Annotated in this window: 14 protein-coding genes; 3 read left to right on the top strand and 11 right to left on the bottom strand. The window is 68.1% G+C overall.

The genetic code is table 11. The annotated features are described in order from the left end of the window. Positions 1–103 precede the first annotated feature (103 nt). Genes AB0J62_RS17090 through sdhC form a run of 4 tightly spaced genes read right to left on the bottom strand, consistent with a single transcriptional unit; the run spans position 104 to position 3,401 of the window. Positions 104–808 (bottom strand): succinate dehydrogenase iron-sulfur subunit, encoded by a 705-nt coding sequence (locus AB0J62_RS17090; protein ID WP_134105327.1) that lies wholly within the window; start codon positions 806–808, stop codon positions 104–106. Continuing rightward, on the bottom strand, positions 808–2,550 hold the full coding sequence (gene sdhA / locus AB0J62_RS17085; RefSeq protein WP_363871003.1) for a succinate dehydrogenase flavoprotein subunit: 1,743 nt from the start codon (positions 2,548–2,550) through the stop codon (positions 808–810). The genes AB0J62_RS17090 and sdhA overlap by 1 nt, the downstream gene beginning before the upstream one ends. A gap of 7 nt (positions 2,551–2,557) precedes the next feature. After that, on the bottom strand, positions 2,558–3,022 hold the full coding sequence (locus AB0J62_RS17080; RefSeq protein WP_363871000.1) for a succinate dehydrogenase hydrophobic membrane anchor subunit: 465 nt from the start codon (positions 3,020–3,022) through the stop codon (positions 2,558–2,560). A gap of 1 nt (position 3,023) precedes the next feature. Beyond that, positions 3,024–3,401, bottom strand: a complete 378-nt coding sequence (sdhC, locus tag AB0J62_RS17075; protein ID WP_134105324.1) for a succinate dehydrogenase, cytochrome b556 subunit — start codon at positions 3,399–3,401, stop codon at positions 3,024–3,026. Between the two features lie 183 nt (positions 3,402–3,584). Here sdhC and AB0J62_RS17070 point away from each other — a divergent pair, with 183 nt between their 5' ends. Next, positions 3,585–4,394, top strand: a complete 810-nt coding sequence (locus AB0J62_RS17070) for an MBL fold metallo-hydrolase (protein ID WP_363870996.1) — start codon at positions 3,585–3,587, stop codon at positions 4,392–4,394. On the opposite strand, the gene AB0J62_RS17065 is transcribed toward AB0J62_RS17070, so the two are convergent. The 3 genes from AB0J62_RS17065 to AB0J62_RS17055 form a co-directional block, all read right to left on the bottom strand. Then, the gene (locus AB0J62_RS17065) at positions 4,391–5,617 is read right to left on the bottom strand and encodes a glycosyltransferase (RefSeq protein ID WP_363870993.1); all 1,227 of its coding nucleotides are present in this window, start codon (positions 5,615–5,617) and stop codon (positions 4,391–4,393) included. The genes AB0J62_RS17070 and AB0J62_RS17065 overlap by 4 nt on opposite strands. Beyond that, positions 5,617–6,741, bottom strand: a complete 1,125-nt coding sequence (locus AB0J62_RS17060; RefSeq protein WP_363870990.1) for a glycosyltransferase family 1 protein — start codon at positions 6,739–6,741, stop codon at positions 5,617–5,619. Before AB0J62_RS17060 ends, AB0J62_RS17065 begins: the two co-directional genes overlap by 1 nt. A gap of 121 nt (positions 6,742–6,862) precedes the next feature. Continuing rightward, positions 6,863–9,940 carry a M14 family zinc carboxypeptidase gene (locus AB0J62_RS17055; protein WP_363870987.1) on the bottom strand — a complete coding sequence of 1,026 codons (3,078 nt, stop codon included), beginning with the start codon at positions 9,938–9,940 and terminating at the stop codon, positions 6,863–6,865. 129 nt (positions 9,941–10,069) lie between these two features. Between AB0J62_RS17055 and AB0J62_RS17050 the strand changes: the two genes are divergently transcribed. Continuing rightward, positions 10,070–11,644: a methylmalonyl-CoA mutase family protein gene (locus tag AB0J62_RS17050; protein WP_363870984.1), complete on the top strand. Its 1,575-nt coding sequence runs from the start codon at positions 10,070–10,072 to the stop codon at positions 11,642–11,644. A 16-nt stretch (positions 11,645–11,660) separates the two neighbouring features. Here AB0J62_RS17050 and AB0J62_RS17045 read toward each other — a convergent pair whose 3' ends face one another. Continuing rightward, positions 11,661–12,305, bottom strand: a complete 645-nt coding sequence (locus AB0J62_RS17045; protein ID WP_363870981.1) for a GNAT family protein — start codon at positions 12,303–12,305, stop codon at positions 11,661–11,663. A 35-nt stretch (positions 12,306–12,340) separates the two neighbouring features. On the opposite strand from AB0J62_RS17045, the gene AB0J62_RS17040 reads away from it, so the two are divergent. Beyond that, the gene (locus AB0J62_RS17040; protein ID WP_363870978.1) at positions 12,341–12,571 is read left to right on the top strand and encodes a helix-turn-helix transcriptional regulator; all 231 of its coding nucleotides are present in this window, start codon (positions 12,341–12,343) and stop codon (positions 12,569–12,571) included. Here AB0J62_RS17040 and AB0J62_RS17035 read toward each other — a convergent pair. The 3 genes from AB0J62_RS17035 to AB0J62_RS17025 all read right to left on the bottom strand — a co-directional run bounded on the left by AB0J62_RS17035 (position 12,543) and on the right by AB0J62_RS17025 (position 17,279). Continuing rightward, complete coding sequence (locus AB0J62_RS17035; protein WP_363870975.1) at positions 12,543–12,773, bottom strand: hypothetical protein; 231 nt, start codon at positions 12,771–12,773, stop codon at positions 12,543–12,545. The genes AB0J62_RS17040 and AB0J62_RS17035 overlap by 29 nt on opposite strands. Next, positions 12,774–15,536 (bottom strand): AAA family ATPase, encoded by a 2,763-nt coding sequence (locus tag AB0J62_RS17030; protein ID WP_363870972.1) that lies wholly within the window; start codon positions 15,534–15,536, stop codon positions 12,774–12,776. Positions 15,537–15,776: 240 nt separating this feature from the next. Beyond that, positions 15,777–17,279 (bottom strand): amino acid permease, encoded by a 1,503-nt coding sequence (locus AB0J62_RS17025; protein ID WP_363870969.1) that lies wholly within the window; start codon positions 17,277–17,279, stop codon positions 15,777–15,779. Positions 17,280–17,363: the final 84 nt, after the last annotated feature.

The following is a 17,363-nucleotide window of genomic DNA, read 5'->3' as shown; positions in this document are numbered from 1 at the left end:
CACCCCCCGGGCTGACGAGCAGCCCCTGTCCTCGCGAGGGCAGAGGCTGCGTGGCACACGAATTGGCCGGGATGAAGTTTAAGGGACGGCGGGCGCAGCCCGATCACACCCGACGGAAGATGAGTGCGCGCTTCACTTCCTGGATCGCCTTGGTGACCTCGATGCCGCGCGGGCAGGCGTCGGTGCAGTTGAAGGTGGTCCGGCAGCGCCAGACGCCCTCCTTGTCGTTCAGGATCTCCAGCCGCTGCTCGGTGCCCTCGTCGCGGCTGTCGAAGATGAACCGGTGCGCGCCGACGATCGCCTGCGGGCCGAAGTACTGCCCGTCGGACCAGAAGACCGGGCAGGACGTCGTACAGGCGGCACACAGGATGCACTTGGTGGTGTCGTCGAAGCGGTCGCGGTCGGCCTGCGACTGGATCCGCTCCCGCGTCGGCTCATGACCGCTGGTGACCAGGAACGGCATCACCGCGCGGTACGCCTCGAAGAACGGGTCCATGTCGACGACCAGGTCCTTGAGCACCGTCAGGCCCTTGATCGGCTCGACGGTGATCTCCTTGTCCGGGTTCAGGTCCTTGATCAGCGTCTTGCAGGCCAGCCGGTTCCGGCCGTTGATCCGCATCGCGTCCGAGCCGCAGACGCCGTGCGCGCAGGACCGGCGGAACGTCAGCGTGCCGTCCTGCTCCCACTTGATCTTGTGCAGCGCGTCCAACACCCGGTCGGTCGGCTGCAGGGTGACGGAGTAGGTCTTCCACTCGGCCTCGTCGACGACCTCGGGGTTGTACCGCAGGATCTTGACCTTGACGTCCATCAGTACTTGCGCTCCATCGGCTTGTAACGGGTCTGGACGACCGGTTTGTAGTCGAGCCGGATCGTCTCGTTGCCGTCGGCATCGACCTCGCGGTACGCCATCGTGTGCCGCATGAAGTTGACGTCGTCGCGGGTGGCGTAGTCCTCGCGGAAGTGCCCGCCGCGGGACTCCTTGCGCTCGAGCGCCGACACCACCAGCACCTCGGCCAGATCGATCAGGAAGCCGAGCTCGACCGCCTCGAGCAGGTCGGTGTTGAAGCGCTTGCCCTTGTCCTGGACCGCGACGTTCGCGAACCGGAGCTTGAGCGCCTCGATGTCGACCAGCGCCTGCTTCAGCGAGCCCTCGGTCCGGTACACCTGCGCGTTCAGGTCCATCGTGGCCTGCAGGTCCGACCGGATCGCCGCGATCCGCTCCTCGCCGGTCGAATTGCGCAGGCCCTCGACCAGCTCCACGACGTACGCCTCGGGGTTGTCCGGCAGTTCCTCGAAGGTGGCCGTCTCGGCGTACTCCGCGGCGGCGATCCCGGCCCGCCGGCCGAACACGTTGATGTCGAGCAGCGAGTTCGTGCCGAGGCGGTTGGCGCCGTGCACCGAGACGCACGCGACCTCGCCGGCGGCGTACAGGCCCGGGATCACGTCGTCGTTGTTGGCCAGCGCTTCGCCCTTGATGTTGGTCGGGATGCCGCCCATCGCGTAGTGCGCGGTCGGGAAGACCGGGATCTGCTCGGTGTAGGGCTCCACGCCCAGGTACGTCCGGGCGAACTCGGTGATGTCCGGGAGCTTCGCGTCGATGTGCGCGGGCTCGAGGTGGGTCAGGTCGAGCATCACGTACGCGCCGTCCGGACCGCAGCCGCGGCCCTCGCGTACCTCGTTCGCCATCGCGCGGGCGACCATGTCGCGCGGCGCCAGGTCCTTCACGGTCGGCGCGTAGCGCTCCATGAAGCGTTCGTTGTCCTTGTTGCGCAGGATGCCGCCCTCACCGCGGGCTGCCTCCGACAGCAGTACGCCGAGACCCGCCAGGCCGGTCGGGTGGAACTGGAAGAACTCCATGTCCTCCAGCGGCAGGCCCTTGCGCCACACGATGCCCATGCCGTCGCCGGTGAGCGTGTGCGCGTTGGACGTCGTCCGGAAGACCTTGCCGAAACCGCCGGACGCGAAGATCACGGACTTGGCCGAGAACACGTGCAGCTCGCCGGTGGCCAGCTCGTACGCGACCACGCCGCTGGCCTTGCCGTCGGTCATCAGCAGGTCGAGAACGTAGTACTCATTGAAGAATTCGACGTTCTGCTTGATGCACTGCTGGTACAGCGTCTGCAGGATCATGTGACCGGTACGGTCCGCCGCGAAGCACGACCGCCGTACGACGGCCTCACCGTGGTTGCGGGTGTGGCCGCCGAAGAACCGTTGGTCGATCTTGCCCTCGGCGGTCCGGTTGAACGGCAGGCCCATCTTCTCCAGGTCGAGTACCGCGTCGACGGCCTCGCGGCACATCACCTCGGCCGCGTCCTGGTCGACCAGGAAGTCACCGCCCTTGACCGTGTCGAAGGTGTGCCACTCCCAGTTGTCCTCCTCGACGTTGGCCAGCGCGGCGCACATGCCACCCTGGGCCGCGCCGGTGTGCGACCGGGTCGGGTAGAGCTTGGTGAGTACGGCGGTACGCGTGCGCTTGCTGGATTCGAGAGCCGCGCGCATCCCTGCACCGCCCGCGCCGACGATGATGACGTCGTACTGATGCTGCTGCATGACTTCCTTACTTACAGACAGACAATGTGGAGTTGGGGTCCAGGCACGGGTCGAAGGTGAAGATCACCAGGGTGCCGAGGACGACGATCACGAGCGCCGCCGTGATCAGCAGGGCCTTCAGCCAGAACCGGGTCTGGTCCTTCTCGGCGTAGTCGTTGATGATCGTGCGCAGGCCGTTCGAGCCGTGCAGCATCGCCAGCCACAGCATCAGCAGGTCCCAGACCTGCCAGAGCGGGTTGGCCCACTTGCCGGCCACGAAGCCGAAGTCCAGCGCGGTGATGCCGCCGCCGAGCATCAGGTTCACGAACAGGTGTCCGAGCACGAGGATGACGAGCGCGAGCCCGGACAGCCGCATGAACAGCCAGCTGTACAGCTCGAAGTTGGTCTGGCCCGAGTGGTTCCGGCCGCCGCCCTTCAGCGAGCGGGCCTTCGAACTGCTGCGCGGTGCCGCGATCCCGGGAATCTCAGTCATCTCAGCCTCCGAACACGTGGGTCAGATGGCGGATGACGAACGGGACGAACAGCACGACCCAGATCACTCCGACGCCGATCATCAACTGGCGCTGGTAGCGCGGGCCCTTGGCCCAGAAGTCGATCAGGATCAGCCGGATGCCGTTGAAGGCGTGGAACAGGATCGCGGCCACCAGCCCGACCTCGAGCAGGCCGACGACCGGGTTCTTGTAGGTGCCGATGACCTCGTTGTACGCGTGCGGCGAGACCCGGACCAGCGCGGTGTCGAGCACGTGCACCAGCAGGAAGAAGAAGATCCCGACACCGGTGATGCGATGCGCGACCCACGACCACATGCCCTCCCGGCCGCGGTACAGCGTGCCGGCTGGTTTGCTGGGCACCAGACCCTCCTCGCCCGAGTTTGCCGAATCGTCTCGATGCTAGACCCGCGGGCTGCGGTGAAATGTCCTGACAGCTGTGACATCGATCGCGGTGGATGTGATCTCGGTCGCGTCGTAGCTTGACCTCAACCGCGCTTGAACACGTTGGCTGACGGCACATCAGAACCGAAGGGGAGAACTACAGTGAGTTTCTGGATCTGTGCGACCTGTGCGGTCGAGCATTCCGAGCAGGTCGACGTGTGTGCGATCTGTGCCGACGAACGGCAGTGGGTGCCCGCCGACGGGCAGCACTGGACCACGCTCGAGGAGCTGGCCGGGACCGAGGTGACGATCGAAGAGGTCGAGCCGAACCTGTACGGCGTCCGCTCGAAGCCGCCGATCGGTATCGGGCAGCAGTCGATGCTGGTCGTCACCGACGAGGGCAACCTGCTCTGGGACCCGATCGGGTACGTCGACGACGACGCCGTACGCCGGGTCCGCGAGCTGGGCGACGTGGTGGGGATCATCGCCAGCCACCCGCACATGTACGGTGTCCAGGTCGAGTGGAGCCACCGCCTCGGCGACGTGCCGGTGTACGTCTCGGAGGCCGACAAGGAGTGGGTCGCCCGCCAGGACCCGGTCATCCGGACCTGGTCGGGCGAGCTGAAGCCGCTACCCGGAGTGACCGTTCTCCAACCAGGCGGTCATTTCCCGGGCAGCGCGGTCGTGCACTGGCAGAACGGTGCCGAGGGCAAGGGTGTGATCCTGTCCGGCGACACGATCTTCGCGAACCCCGACCGCACGTCGGTGAGCTTCATGCGCAGCTACCCGAACCGCATCCCGCTGTCCGGCGCGGTCGTCGACCGGGTCGCCCGCTCCCTCGACCCCTACGAGTACGACCGCCTCTACAACAACTTCGGCGCCTCGATCCCCACCGACGCCAAAGCCGTCGTACGCCGCTCCGCCGACCGCCACGCCGCCTGGACCCGAGGCGACTACGACCACCTGACCTAGGCGGCGAGGCGGGAGTGGGCGACGCGGTGGTGGAGGGTGAGCATGCGGTTGACGCAGGTCTGCCATTCGTAGCGTTCGGCGCGGTGGCGGGCGGCTGTGCGGCGGCCGGGGACGTTTGCCAGTGCGAGGACTGCGTCGGCCAGGGCGGAAGGGTTGGCTGCCTCCCAGCGGCCGCAGGTTTCGTCGACTAGTTCGCGGGCGCCGCCGGTGTTCGCGGTGACGACCGGAGTGCCGGCGGCGAGGGCCTCCAGGACGGCCAGGCCGAAGGTCTCGCCGGGGCAGACGGACAGGGCGATGTCGGCCTCGGCGAGGTGCTTGGCGAGGGTTTGGCGGCCGTCGACGTACCCGTGGAAGGTGACGGGCGCGTCGCCCGCGATCTCGATGAGCTCGTCGAGGTGCGGGCCGGTGCCGTACACGTCCATCTGCAGCTTCACGCCGCGGCGGTGCAGTTCGACCGCCGTGGCGACCGCAAGATGCGGGCTCTTCTCGCGGGAGAGTCGGCCGGCGTGCACGAGCTTGAGTACGCCGTCGTCGACCGGCAGGCCCCGTGACGGGTGGAAGGTCTCCAGGTCGACCCCGAGCGGGATCCGGACCAGCGGCGTCGTCACCTCGTCGAACTCCGCGGCCGCGTAGCGGGACGTGACCACGACGGCGTCGTACGTGCGGCTGAGGATCCGGTAGAGCGCGGCGACGGTCGCGACCACGTGCAGCTGGCTGGCCTTCACCCCCTCGGCCCGGCGCTGGACACTCTCGCCGGTCCAGCGGCTCGTACGCTGGCTGACTTCACCGAGCATCCGGCCGGGACGCAGTACGTCGTGGCCGCCGAGCTGACCGGGACGGGCCGAACCCAGCGCGAGCATCGCGTCCAGGCGTTCGTGGCTGAACAGAATCGTGCCGATGTCGTTGCGGCGGGCCCAGCGCGCGACCGGGAGCAGTGTCGACTTGTCCGAGATCTCGACCGTGGTCGGCCCGAACTTCTTCAGTACGTCGATCACGTTCCACGGGTTGGTGATGAGGCGGTACCCGCCGCTCACCTTCGGCGCCTTCACCCTGACGACCGTGCCGAACTCGGTCTCGGCCACCTCGTCGCGCTCGCCCGGCGTGATCACGATCCGCTCGGCGCCGGCCTCGACGTACCCCCGGCCGATCTGCTCGATCGCGGTCCGCATGCCACCGGAGGTCGGTCCGACGAAGTTCGCCAGCTGGGCGATCCGCAGCCCCATCACGCGACCCGCCGGATCGCCGCTGCTTCCCGCAGTACTTCGGCGTAGTGCCGGTCGACCAGGTCGTCGACGACCGCGGTCCAGGTCCGGGACTGGACGCGCGCCAGTCCGGCGGCGGCCATCCGGCCGCGGGCCTGCGGGTGGTCGAGCATGATCTTCACCTGGTCACGCAGCGATCCGGGCTTGCCCGGCTCGAACAGCAGGCCGTTCTCGCCCGGGTGGATCAGGTCGAGCGGTCCGCCCGCGGCCGGGCCGACGGTGGCGACGCCGGAGGCCTGAGCCTCCTGGATCGTCTGGCAGAACGTCTCGTGCTCGCCGGTGTGCACGAACACGTCCAGCCCGGCGAAGATCGAGGCCAGGTCGACGCCGCGGCGCATCCCGAGGAACGTTGCCGTCGGCAACGCATTCTCCAGCGAGGCGCGGTCCGGCCCGTCGCCGACGATCACGATCCGGCAGTCCAGCTCGGTCAGCTCGGCGAGCCGGCGAACCTTCTTCTCCGCGGCCAGCCGGCCGACGTACCCGACGATCGGCTTGCCGTCCGGGGAGATCTGCCGGCGCCACTGTTCGTCGCGGTGCTTGGGGTCGAACAGGTCGAGGTTCACGCCGCGGCCCCACAGATGCACCCGCGGTACGCCGCCTTGCACCAGCGCGTCGACGGAGGCGGTCGAGGGCGCCAGCGTGCGGTCGGCGCGGGAGTGCGTCCGCCGTACCCAACGCCAGATGCCGCGGTCGGCGGCGGCGTACCAGGGGTACTGGCGGGCGAAGCCGGCGATGTCGGTCTGGAAGATCGCGACGGTCGGCAGCCCGAGCTTGCGGGCCGCGCGTAGACCGTACGCGCCGATGATGAACGGTGAGGCGAGGTGCACGAGGTCCGGCTTGAAGTCGGCCATCGCCCGCTCGATCGACGGATCCGGCAGACCGACCGGGTATTCCTTGTAGCCGGGCGTCCGGAAGCTGCGGGCGCGGATCACGGGTACGTCGCCGTACGCGTCCGGCCCCGGTCCGGGGGCGATGATCAGCAGTGCGTGCCCACGGGCGCGCAGCCGGTCGGCGACATGGCGAGCCGTGTTCGCCACGCCATTGATCTGCGGCAGGAAGGTCTCGGCCACCATCACGATTCGCACACTTCGAAGGTTCCTCACCGCGTATGAACCCTGGGCGACGCTCTCGTGACACGGCGTCGATGCCCTGTCGACACCTGCAGGGATTTGAAGTGTCCTTCAGGTGTCGACAGGGCCCTGCCAGTTACGAGGTGGTGAACAAGTGAGTCATCGACCGGCGGACCAGGTCGGTGCGCATCGCCTGTGTCGTCAAACCTTCGGCGCCGAACCCGAGGTAGACCGTGTCGGGTGTGGTCGTACCGGCGCCCTCCTGGAAGGCTGTCGTGGTGCGGATCCAGTCGTTCGGGTTCGCGGCCAAGCCGGCCGGCGCACCTGGCACCGTCCAGCCGCCGAGGTCGGTCTCGAACGAAGTCTGCTCCGTACTGGCGTCCCTCGTGATCGAGACGTCGTCGACGAAGGCACCGAGGCCCTGCGTCTCCCAGTCGCTGACATAGGTGATCGACAGCTCGACCTGGTGCCCGGCGTACGGCGTCAGGTCGATCTTCCAGTCCTGCCAGCCCGCGCTGGATCCGGAGGACGCACTCCAGGAGCCGGTGCTACCGGTCGGTGAACAGTCGGTGCCCTGGTAGTGGGCCAGGAACGGATGCAGCGTCACCCAGCCGGCCGGGCAGCTCTGCCCGGTGTCCTGGGTGGTGTGCCCGTTCATGTCCGGCAGCGTGGTCCAGTCGTCCTGGCCGACCGTGTGTGCCTCGACCATGACGTAGTCCCAGTCGGCCTCGGTGTCGTAGGAGAACTTGAACGACATCGAGCCGCTCGTGAACCCGTTGAGGTCGACGGTCCGGGTCAGCCGCTTGTAGCTCACGTTCGCCTGCTGGCTGTAGACGTACTGCGAACCGGTGAACGGATCGAACGGCGCGCCGCCCGGCCGATCCCACTTGAGCGGCGCCGAACTCGCGAACTGCGGGAACTGCGCCACCGGCAACACACTCGACGTCAGCACGAAGGCACCCGTGTGGTCCTGGTTGTTCGCCGAGTCGCCACCGTTGAGGGTCCCGCTGAACCCGTTGAAGGCGCCGGATGTTCCGCGAATCGGAACCGGGCCGCCGTTACTGCTGCCGCTGTTGTCGATGAACGTGTACGCGCCCAGCCAGTACTGCTCGAAGTCGTTCAGCAACGGCAGGCACGGGTACGCCTGCGGCGTGGTGCATTCGCCCTGCTGCTCCTGGAACGGGTTGTAGTAGTAGGCGCCGTCCTGGTTGGCGGCGTACCCGGCGTACTTGCCCGTGTACAGCAGCTTGCCGCCCTCGTTCAGGTAGTCGCGAACCGACAGCTCCAGATCGAGTGCCAGCTCGGCCGCCGTACCGGCAGGCTGGCCGACCTTCCGCGTGATGATGTCGTCGCCGGTCTCCCAGACGACGGCCTTGTAGTGCGAGAGCACACCCAGCGGGTGCGGCGCGGTCCGGTTGTTGGCGTCCACGTCGTACACGTCAGAGGTGATTCCGGCAGCGGTGAGCGCGTCGGCGTACTTGCCGGCGTACTTCGCCGTCGTCACGCCCTGCGCCGGGCTCGCGCCGGTGGTGTCCTCGGCGGCCAGGATCAGCACCTTGCCGCCGATGTCGGTCGCGACCTTGTACGTGAAGTGCTGACTGGCGACCGCGCCGGTGCCCGCCTTGTTGCCGCTGAACCAGACCTCTACCGAGTCGCCGGGCTTGGTACGGCGGACCGTGCCGCGGAACTCCGCGTAGTAGCGGTTGTTGGTGTTGCCGTAGCGCTCACCGCCCGTCCACTCCGACGTCTTGTCGGTGATCAGGTCGCCGCCGTTGATCCGGTAGTTGATCCGCAGGTTCTTCAACGCCCGCTTCGCGATCACCGCGACGGGCTGAGTCGTGCCGTACGAGACCGGGAACGGGTCGGCGACCAGATCCGCGGCCTTCCGGCCGACCACCGAGACCGGGTCATCGGGGTCCTTGGCGGACTTCGCGACCGACAGGGCGAACGGGATGTTCTTGGCGAACTCGGCCTGGATCAGGTTCTCGTCGTCGGGGAAGCTGAAGACGCTGACGCAGTCCTCCGGCAGCCACTGGTCGTCGGGATCGACGGCGGACGCGCTCTGGCAGGTCGACATCTCCGGCGTGAACGCCATCGTGCCGTAGGCGTTCGCGGCGTGGTCGTCGGTCTCGCCGTTGGTGGTGTACAGCTCGGCAGAGATGTCGGGGTCGTAACCGGGCACCGCCGGGTTCGCGTCGTCGCCGGCCATCGCCTCGGAGATCACGTCGTCGGGCGAGGGCGTGCTGACCTGCCAGCCGACGCCGTACAGCAGCAGCTGGGCGGCCGAGTGGTAGTTGACCAGTTCGGTGAACCGGACCTTCTTCATCAGCTGGTCGAGGGCTTTCGCCTCCGGCTCCGAGGCCGGGCCGGTCCCGCGGTAGGTGTCGCTGCTCGGGTCGGGGGACGAGCCTTCGTTGTCGTACCCCCACTTGGTCGGCAGGTTGCGGTTCAGGTCGACGCCGTCGCCGGGGGCGATCACGCCGTCGGCGTTGTTGTCGCGGAGGTTCTTCCGCCACAGCCGGTCGCCGGTGAACGTGTAGTCGTAGCCGTCCGGGTTGGCCACCGGCAGGAACCACAGCTCGGTCGTGTTGACCAGCCTGGTGATCTCCGGGTCGTGGCCGTAGCCGTCGAGGTAGTAATGCATCAGCCGCCGAACCATCTCCGGCGTGATCCACTCGCGGGCGTGCTGGGTGCCGGAGTACAGCACCGACGGCCTGGTGCCGTCCGGGAGCAGGCGTGCGCCCAGACTCACCTTGACCGCGACGATCGGCTTGCCCTGGACGGTGGCGCCGATGGTGACCTGCTTGGCCAGCAACGGATGCGCTGCCGCGGTCTGCTGCAGCTCCTCGAGGATCCCGCCGGGACCGGAGTACTGGCGGAACACCGCCGGGCCGGCCGCGGCGAGCCTGGCGGCCTCGTCGGAGGCCGCGTGGCCGTTGACCTGCTTGACCTTCAACTGGACGCCGTCCGTGCGGAGCTTGGCGGCCTGCCGCTCGGACATCACGACCTCGGCCTGGCCGGACCCGTCGACGGCGATGTCCGAACGGTCGACACCGATGTCGGCGACCTTCTGGAGTTGCTCGGCGTTCAGCTTGCCGACGTACACCTCTAGGCCTTCACCTCCCCGGCCCGGTGCTGCGGTGGCCGGCGGTCCTGCGGCCAGCGCGCCGGCTACGACAGCCAGTACTGCGACGAATGTGGCGGTTCTTCGCATGAGTCGTCCCTCCCCGGTCGACTGTGTGCCTGCAGCGTCCTGTGAGGCACGTCACGAGTCAACAGCTCGAGGCGCTGCGGGTGCCCGAGGTCATACCAGTGCGGTGGTGGTTCGGCCTACGGTGGGGGGATGAGTCATCGCAGCGAGTCGGGGTTCGAGTTCGCGCCGGTGTACGAACCGCTGGAGGGGTTCGATCCGGCGGTGAAGCTGGGGGAGCCGGGCCAGTTCCCGTACACCCGGGGCGTCTACCCGACGATGTATACGCAGCGGCCATGGACGATGCGCCAGTACGCCGGGTTCGGCACCGCGGCGGAGTCGAACCAGCGGTACCACCAGCTGATCGACCACGGGACGATGGGCCTGTCGGTCGCGTTCGACCTGCCGACGCAGATGGGCTACGACTCCGACGCGACGATCGCGCACGGCGAGGTCGGCAAGGTCGGGGTGGCGATCGACTCGATCGACGACATGCGCGTGCTGTTCGACAAGATCCCGCTGGACCAGGTCTCGACGTCGATGACGATCAACGCGCCCGGGTCGGTGCTGCTCCTGCTGTACCAGTTGGTGGCCGAGGAGCAGGGCGTGTCCGCCGACAAGCTCACCGGCACGATCCAGAACGACGTACTGAAGGAGTACATCGCCCGCGGGACCTACATCTACCCGCCGAAGGAGTCGCTGCGGCTGATCAGCGACATCTTCGCGTACTGCCAGACCGAGCTGCCGCGCTGGAACACGATCTCGATCTCCGGCTACCACATGGCCGAGGCCGGGGCCACGCCCGCGCAGGAGATCGCGTTCACCTTGGCGAACGGGATCGAGTACGTCCGCGCCGCGGTCGCATCCGGGCTCGACGTGGACGAGTTCGCGCCGCGGCTCTCGTTCTTCTTCGTCGCGCGGACGACGCTGCTGGAGGAGGTCGCGAAGTTCCGTGCGGCGCGGCGGATCTGGTCGCGGGTGATGCGGGACACGTTCGGCGCGAAGAACCCCAAGTCCTTGATGCTGCGATTCCACACCCAGACGGCCGGCGTCCAGCTGACCGCGCAGCAGCCCGAGGTCAACCTCGTCCGCGTCGCGATCCAGGGCCTGGCCGCCGTACTGGGTGGGACTCAGTCGCTGCACACCAACTCGTACGACGAAGCGATCGCGCTGCCGACCGAGAAGGCGGCCCGTCTCGCGCTGCGCACGCAGCAGGTCCTCGCGTACGAAACCGACATCACCGCGACCGTCGACCCGTTCGCCGGCTCGTACGTCGTCGAGTCACTCACCGACGAGGTCGAGGCCGCCGCGGTGGAGCTGATGGACCAGGTCGAGGAGTACGGCGGCGCCGTCGCCGCGATCGAGAAGGGCTTCCAGAAGCAGGAGATCGAACGCTCGGCGTACCAGATCGCCCAGGAGATCGACTCGGCCGAGCGGGTGGTGGTCGGCATGAACAAGTTCAGGATCGCCGAGGAGGAGCCGTACGAGCCTCTCCGCGTAGACCCGACCATCGAGGCCCAGCAGATCGCCCGCCTGGCCGAGCTGCGCGCCACCCGCGACCAGGCAGCCGTCGACGAAGCCCTGGCCGCCCTGAAGAAAGCTGCCCAAGGCAACGACAACTGCCTCTACCCGATGAAGGACGCGCTCAAGGCCCGAGCCACGGTCGGCGAAGTCTGCAACACCCTCCGGGACGTCTGGGGCGTCTACGTCCCCGCGGACACCTTCTGACCAGATCCCGGTCGCGTCACGACAAGGGCAGGTAGGTCCGGCACGCCTCGACGTTGTGGAGCTGGATGTCGTCCCGGCGGTGCTTCTCCCAGTTGTCCCTGGTCAGTCGCCAGCGGTTCAGGAGACCGGGTTCGCCCAGGCGGGTGGCCCAGTCCGAGCCGTTCGGTTCGTAGCCGAGGGCTCGTGAGATCGCGTTCGAGCCGTGGTTGTCGACGAACGCGTCGCTGCTCGCCTCCTTCGCGCCGAGGCCCTCGAACGCGAGGTGCAGGATCGCGGCGCGCATCTCGTGTCCGAGACCACGGCCGCGTTCATCGGTGGACAGCCACGAGAAGCTCGTGACCGTGCCAAGGGTGGAGAAGTTCACGCCGATGAGGTCCTGCATACCAACGGGACGCCCGTCCACGACGACCACGAAGTACAGCCGCCAGGCGTCGGTCTCGACCTTGCCGCGGCCACGCCAGATCGCCCGCATCCACTTGGCCACCCGCTGGTCGGGATCCGGCTCGTAGAGCGAGATCGGGTCGTCGTACGGCGGCGGGTCGGCGTGCGTCTTCCCGGCGCGCACCACATCCGCCAACTCGTCCAGCAGGTCGTCGGTCGCGCCCCGCAACTCCAACGTCGGCGTACTGACCCGCACCTCGAGAAGCGGATAACTCGTCATGCGCCGATCCAACACCACTGGAGGATGCGGCGAAGGTGGTGCATGCGCATCCGGCGCATCTGGTGCGGGCGTTCAGCCGCGAGTACGGCATGCCGCCGCACCGGTACCTCACCGGCAGGCGGGTCGATCTCGCCCGTCGGTACCTGCTCGACGGGCATCCGGCCGCCGAGGTGGCAACGCTGGCCGGGTTCTACGACCAGTCACACCTCAACCGGCACTTCCGGAAACTGCTCGGTGTCACACCGGCGAGCTTTGTGAGGCCTTAGCCGCCTTGTACGCGCGCACACCCCAGGTGCCGAGCAGCGCGGCGATCAGCAGGTTCACGATGACCAGGATCGTGTGCGCCACGTAGTACCCGGTCGGGCGCCCCTCGGTGTCCATCAACGCTTTGATGAAGCGCAGATAGGTGATGACGTTCCAGGCCGCGATGGCGAGCAGGACGAGAGCATGTTTCCGTTCGAGCTTCACCTAACCATTGTGACCGGGGCGGTCCACCATGCGGAGCAGCTGGGTGCGGTTGGCGACACCGAAGCGCCGGTACAGGCGGGTCAGCTGGGACTCGACCGCCTTCACCGACAGGTAAAGAGCCGCGGCGATCTCGCGGTTGGTGGAGCCGTCGCGGACCATCGAGACGATCTGCTGCTCGTTGTCGGTCAGCTCCGAGGGCTGCCGGCTCCGGCTCGGTACGTCGAGGCGCGCCAGCTCGGTCTCGGCCACCTCGCGCCAGGCGGGAGCGCCGTACGCCTCGAACTGCTCGATCGCGTCCAGGAACGCGGTCCGAGCGACCGAACGGCGACGGGCCTGCCGGGCGACGCGGCCGCGGGTGAGTTCACACCGCGCGAGGTCGAGCGGGTAGACCCGGTCCCCCGCCGTGCTGATCGTCTTCTCGAGCAGGTCCAGCGCCGCGGCCGGGTCGCCCTGCTTGGCGATCAGCAGCGCCTCGGACCGGGCCAGGCCGATCATGACCACCTCACGGTCGAGGTTCTCGGCGCGGGTGCGGATCTCGGCGATCAGCCTGGCGGCGTCGTCGAGCCGGCCGGCCGCGACGAGCGCCTCCGCGTAGTCCGCGTGCCACGGGATGACGGCGGGGTCGTACGGCATCGCGGCCTCGCCCGACGCCGCGATCGCGTCGAACGACTCGACCGCGCGCTGCGGGTCGCCGGTCAGCACGGCCATCAGCCCGATGCTCGCCAGCGCGGGGCCGGTCCATTCGTCGTTCCCGACCAGGCGGACGCCTTCGAGCGCGGCCTCGGCGAGCTGACGGCCCATGGCCGCCGAACCACCGACCCACTCAGCGCGGCTGGCGATGACCATGCCGACCTCGGCCTCGTCACCGATGTCCTGCATCAGCTGGTAGCACTCGTGACCGGCGGCGAGTGCCTCGGCGCCGCGCCCGCTGCGCTCGTAGATCGCGGTCGCCGAGATCAGGACGGACGCGAGCCAGCGCATCGCGCCATGGTCGCGGACATCGTCGACCAGTGCTGTGATCCGGGCGATCGCCTCGTCCGTCCGCCCGCGGAACAGCTCCCGCATCGCGGCCATCTGGCGGGCGTTCACCACGGTCTTGGTGAGCGGCAGTCCCTTCGCCAGCTCGGCGGCCTGCTCCAGCACGGCGTCCGCGGACTCCTCGGCGTCACGCGCCATCAGCACCGAGCTCGCCGCGCTCAACGCGTCGACGATCGCCTCGGTGTCGCCTGCCTCCCGCGCCAGCGCCTCGGCGACGCGAGCGTCCTCCTGCGCGTCGTCCAGACTGCGATCGAAGTAGTGGCTGTGACTGCGCTCGATCCGCACCCGTGCCTCGAGCCGCTTGTCGCCCTTCGCAGCCGCGAACGCCTCCGCGAGCAGCTCGACCCGGCGATCGCGCTCCGGCCAGACCGCATCCGCGCTGAGCAGCAGCGCGGGCACCTTCGTCTCCGGCTTCGTAGCAGCCTGTACGGCGTACTGCGCCATGTCGGCCGACTCCGCAAGATGACCAGCGGCCGCGGCGTCATCGGCGGCCCGGGTCAGACGGCGGGCCCGGTCGTCCGGCCGCGTGATCGGCGTACGTTCGGCGCTCAATCGCCACAGGGTCGCGGCGGCGCCGGGCGCGCCACGGCCGGCGGCGACGGTCGCGGCCTCTTCGATCGCGGCGGCCAACTCCGGATCGGCCTCCTGGGTGGCGAGGGCGCGGTGGGTCGCGTTCTCGACCGGCTCGTCGACCACGGCCGCCAGCAGGGCGTGTGCCTGCCTGCGGGCGGCCGACGTCGCCTCGGCGTACACGAACTCGCGAAGCAACGGGTGGGTGAAGCGAAGGCGCTCGGCGGCGATGTCGATCAGCCCGAGGGACTCGGCCTCGGCCAGGTCGGCCTCGATCGGGCGGTCGAGGGACCGCGCGAGCTGGGTCGTGGTCGGGCGCGGCGAGGACGCGGCATGCAGGAGCAGCTCGTGCGCGGCCGGCGCGAGCGTGGAGAGGCGGTCGCCGAGCAGCGTCTTGAGACGGCTGGACACCGGGAGCGGGTCGTTGGGCGAGACGCTCTTCGGATGCCGCAGTACGGCGCGACCGAGCTCGAGAGCCATGAACGGGTTGCCGGCGCTCGCGGTGAAGATGCGGCGGGCGGTGCGGACCGGGAGCGGGTTCGAGAGGCGTTGGCGAAGAAGCGCGAGAACGTCCGGCTCGGTCAACGGCGGAACCTCGAGCTGCAGCACAGGCTCGGGGCATGCGTCGACCATCACCGGCAGATCGCCGTCGGCCACCTGCTCGGTGGCGAGCAGATGCACGCCCTCGGACAGCCGGCGGGCGCAGAACGTCAGCACTTCGAGGCTCGAGGGATCCACCCACTGGATGTCGTCGACGACCAGCAACACCGGTCCGGTCGTCGCCAGGCGGCGAAGTACATGCAGGACAGCGAGGCGTACGGCGAGCTCGTCGCGCACCGTGTCCGGGGCGCTCGCCTTCAGCAGCGCGACCTCGAGCGGCTGGCGGAGGTGATCCGGGAGCACGCCCCAGGCGAACTCGAGCTGGTTGGACAGCAGGTCGAGAAGCGTGACGTACGGGAGGCCGGCCTCGGAGTTGGACGGGGCAGCACTGAGAATCCGGCAGCCCTTCCGGCCCCGATCCGCGACGAGGGCCCGCCCGAGAGCGGACTTGCCGATACCGGTCGGGCCGTACAGCAGCACGCTTCCACTGGTCTCGAGCTGCTTGGTAGCGCGCTCAACCAGTCCGGCACGGCCGACCAGTTCGTCGTCAGTCATCTAGCTCCCCGAAGGCCGATCCCTGTCGAAGTGGCCCTCGTTGATTATCACAGGAAACGACCGTTCGACACGGCAAGTGTCACATGTGGAAATTCGATGGTCACCATCCTGTCACCGACTCTTGCCCAGATCCGAGCAGTCGCGACGGCACGATCGTGCCGGGGCACCGGATGGTCTGCAGTTGTAGACAAAGTTCAACCGCCTGCCGCGATCTTGCGCGACAGGCGGTTGAACGCAGGACTAGATCGACTCGAGATCGCGTTCGATGGCGGCGAGTTCCGCCTCGCTGCCCTGGACCTTCGGGCCGGTGAACCAGCGACGGGCGGACAGGAACCAGTACGCCGCCGCGAAGCCGAGCACGACCAGAACGGCGATCGGGGTGTAGTTGAAGGTGCTGGCGGTGACCGGGCTGACCTGGGGAAGCATGAACAGGATCGTGATGAACGCGACCCAGGCGATCGCCACGATGCCGATCGGGCGGCTCCAGCGGCCGAGGTTCCACGGGCCGGGCTGGAAACGGTCACCCTGGAGGAGCCTGAGCAGCGTCGGCAGGACGTAGGCGATATACAGGCCGATCACCGCGATCGACGTGACCGCGGCGTACGCCGTCGCGTTCCACAGGTACGGCAGGCCGAGGATGAACGCACCCGCCGCGGCCAGCCAGATCGCGTTAGTGGGCGTCCGCGTGCGGTGGTTGATCTTGTGCCAGAACTTCGAGCCGGGCAGCGCACCGTCCCGGGAGAACGCGTAGATCATCCGCGAGTTCGCCGTCACCGACGACATCCCGCAGAACAACTGGGCACCGATCACGACCAGTAGGAGGATCTTGCCAGTCACCGCGCCGACCGCGTCGATGAAGATCTGCGCGGGCGGTACGCCGGTCGAGCTGTGCAGCGAGCCGTCGTAGTTCTGGATCGCGAAGGTCAGGCCGATCAGCAGCACCCATCCAGCTGCCAACGACACCAGGATCGACATCACGATTCCACGGGGACCGGAACGCGCCGCGTCGTGCGTCTCCTCGGTCATGTGCGCCGAAGCGTCGTACCCGGTGAAGGTGTACTGCGCCAGCAGCAGGCCGAGCAGTGCGACGTAGAAGGTCGAACCCCAGCCGGTGTTGTTCACGAAGTGGCCGAACACGAACGAGGCCGACTGGTGCTTGTCCGGCACGAACACCAGCGCGCCGACGATCAGCAGCACACCGACGATGTGCCACCAGACGCTGATGTCGTTCAGCCGCGCGACCAGCTTCACGCCGAACGAGTTCAGCAGGCCGTGCAGCAACAGGATCAGCCCGAACAGCAGGATCGTGTGCCCCGGCGTCGCACTGAACCCGAACTGCAGATCGAGGAAGGCGTTCAGGAAGAACGCCGCTCCGAAGTCGATGCCGGCCGTCACCGCGACCTGGCCGAGGAAGTTGAACCACCCGGTGAACCACGACCAGGCAGCACCGTTGGACGGCGCCAGCTTCGCGGACCAGTAGTACAGGCCGCCCGCCGTCGGGTAGCTCGAACACACCTCCGCCATGGCGAGGCCGACGAACAACGTCATCAGCCCGACGATCGGCCAGCCCCACACGATCATCACCGGGCCGCCGGTGTTCATCCCGAACCCGTACAACGTCAAGCAGCCGGACAGGATCGAGATGATCGTGAACGACACCGCGAAGTTCGAGAAACCGGACATCGTCCGGTTCAGCTCCTGTGCGTAACCCAGTTGGTGCAGGCGATCCTCGTCGTCAGTCATTGAGCCTCCTAGACCCAGCCAGACACAGCGCCTCAATGGTCTTCCCCCAGACCTTTACGCAATGGAGGCACCCGCCATCGCGAG

This window comes from Kribbella sp. NPDC049584 (genome assembly GCF_040675555.1).
GTDB lineage: Bacteria > Actinomycetota > Actinomycetes > Propionibacteriales > Kribbellaceae > Kribbella.
This window is presented reverse-complemented; position numbering and strand designations above follow the sequence as displayed.

Excerpts from the sequence above, each read along its gene's own strand:
- AB0J62_RS17045 (WP_363870981.1), bottom strand. The coding sequence starts at position 12,305 with ATGACGAGTTATCCGCTTCTCGAGGTGCGGGTCAGTACGCCGACGTTG.
- AB0J62_RS17080 (WP_363871000.1), bottom strand. The coding sequence starts at position 3,022 with ATGACTGAGATTCCCGGGATCGCGGCACCGCGCAGCAGTTCGAAGGCC.
- AB0J62_RS17025 (WP_363870969.1), bottom strand. The coding sequence starts at position 17,279 with ATGACTGACGACGAGGATCGCCTGCACCAACTGGGTTACGCACAGGAG.
- AB0J62_RS17050 (WP_363870984.1), top strand. The coding sequence starts at position 10,070 with ATGAGTCATCGCAGCGAGTCGGGGTTCGAGTTCGCGCCGGTGTACGAA.
- sdhA (WP_363871003.1), bottom strand. The coding sequence starts at position 2,550 with ATGCAGCAGCATCAGTACGACGTCATCATCGTCGGCGCGGGCGGTGCA.
- AB0J62_RS17090 (WP_134105327.1), bottom strand. The coding sequence starts at position 808 with ATGGACGTCAAGGTCAAGATCCTGCGGTACAACCCCGAGGTCGTCGAC.
- AB0J62_RS17030 (WP_363870972.1), bottom strand. The coding sequence starts at position 15,536 with ATGACTGACGACGAACTGGTCGGCCGTGCCGGACTGGTTGAGCGCGCT.
- AB0J62_RS17065 (WP_363870993.1), bottom strand. The coding sequence starts at position 5,617 with ATGGGGCTGCGGATCGCCCAGCTGGCGAACTTCGTCGGACCGACCTCC.
- AB0J62_RS17055 (WP_363870987.1), bottom strand. The coding sequence starts at position 9,940 with ATGCGAAGAACCGCCACATTCGTCGCAGTACTGGCTGTCGTAGCCGGC.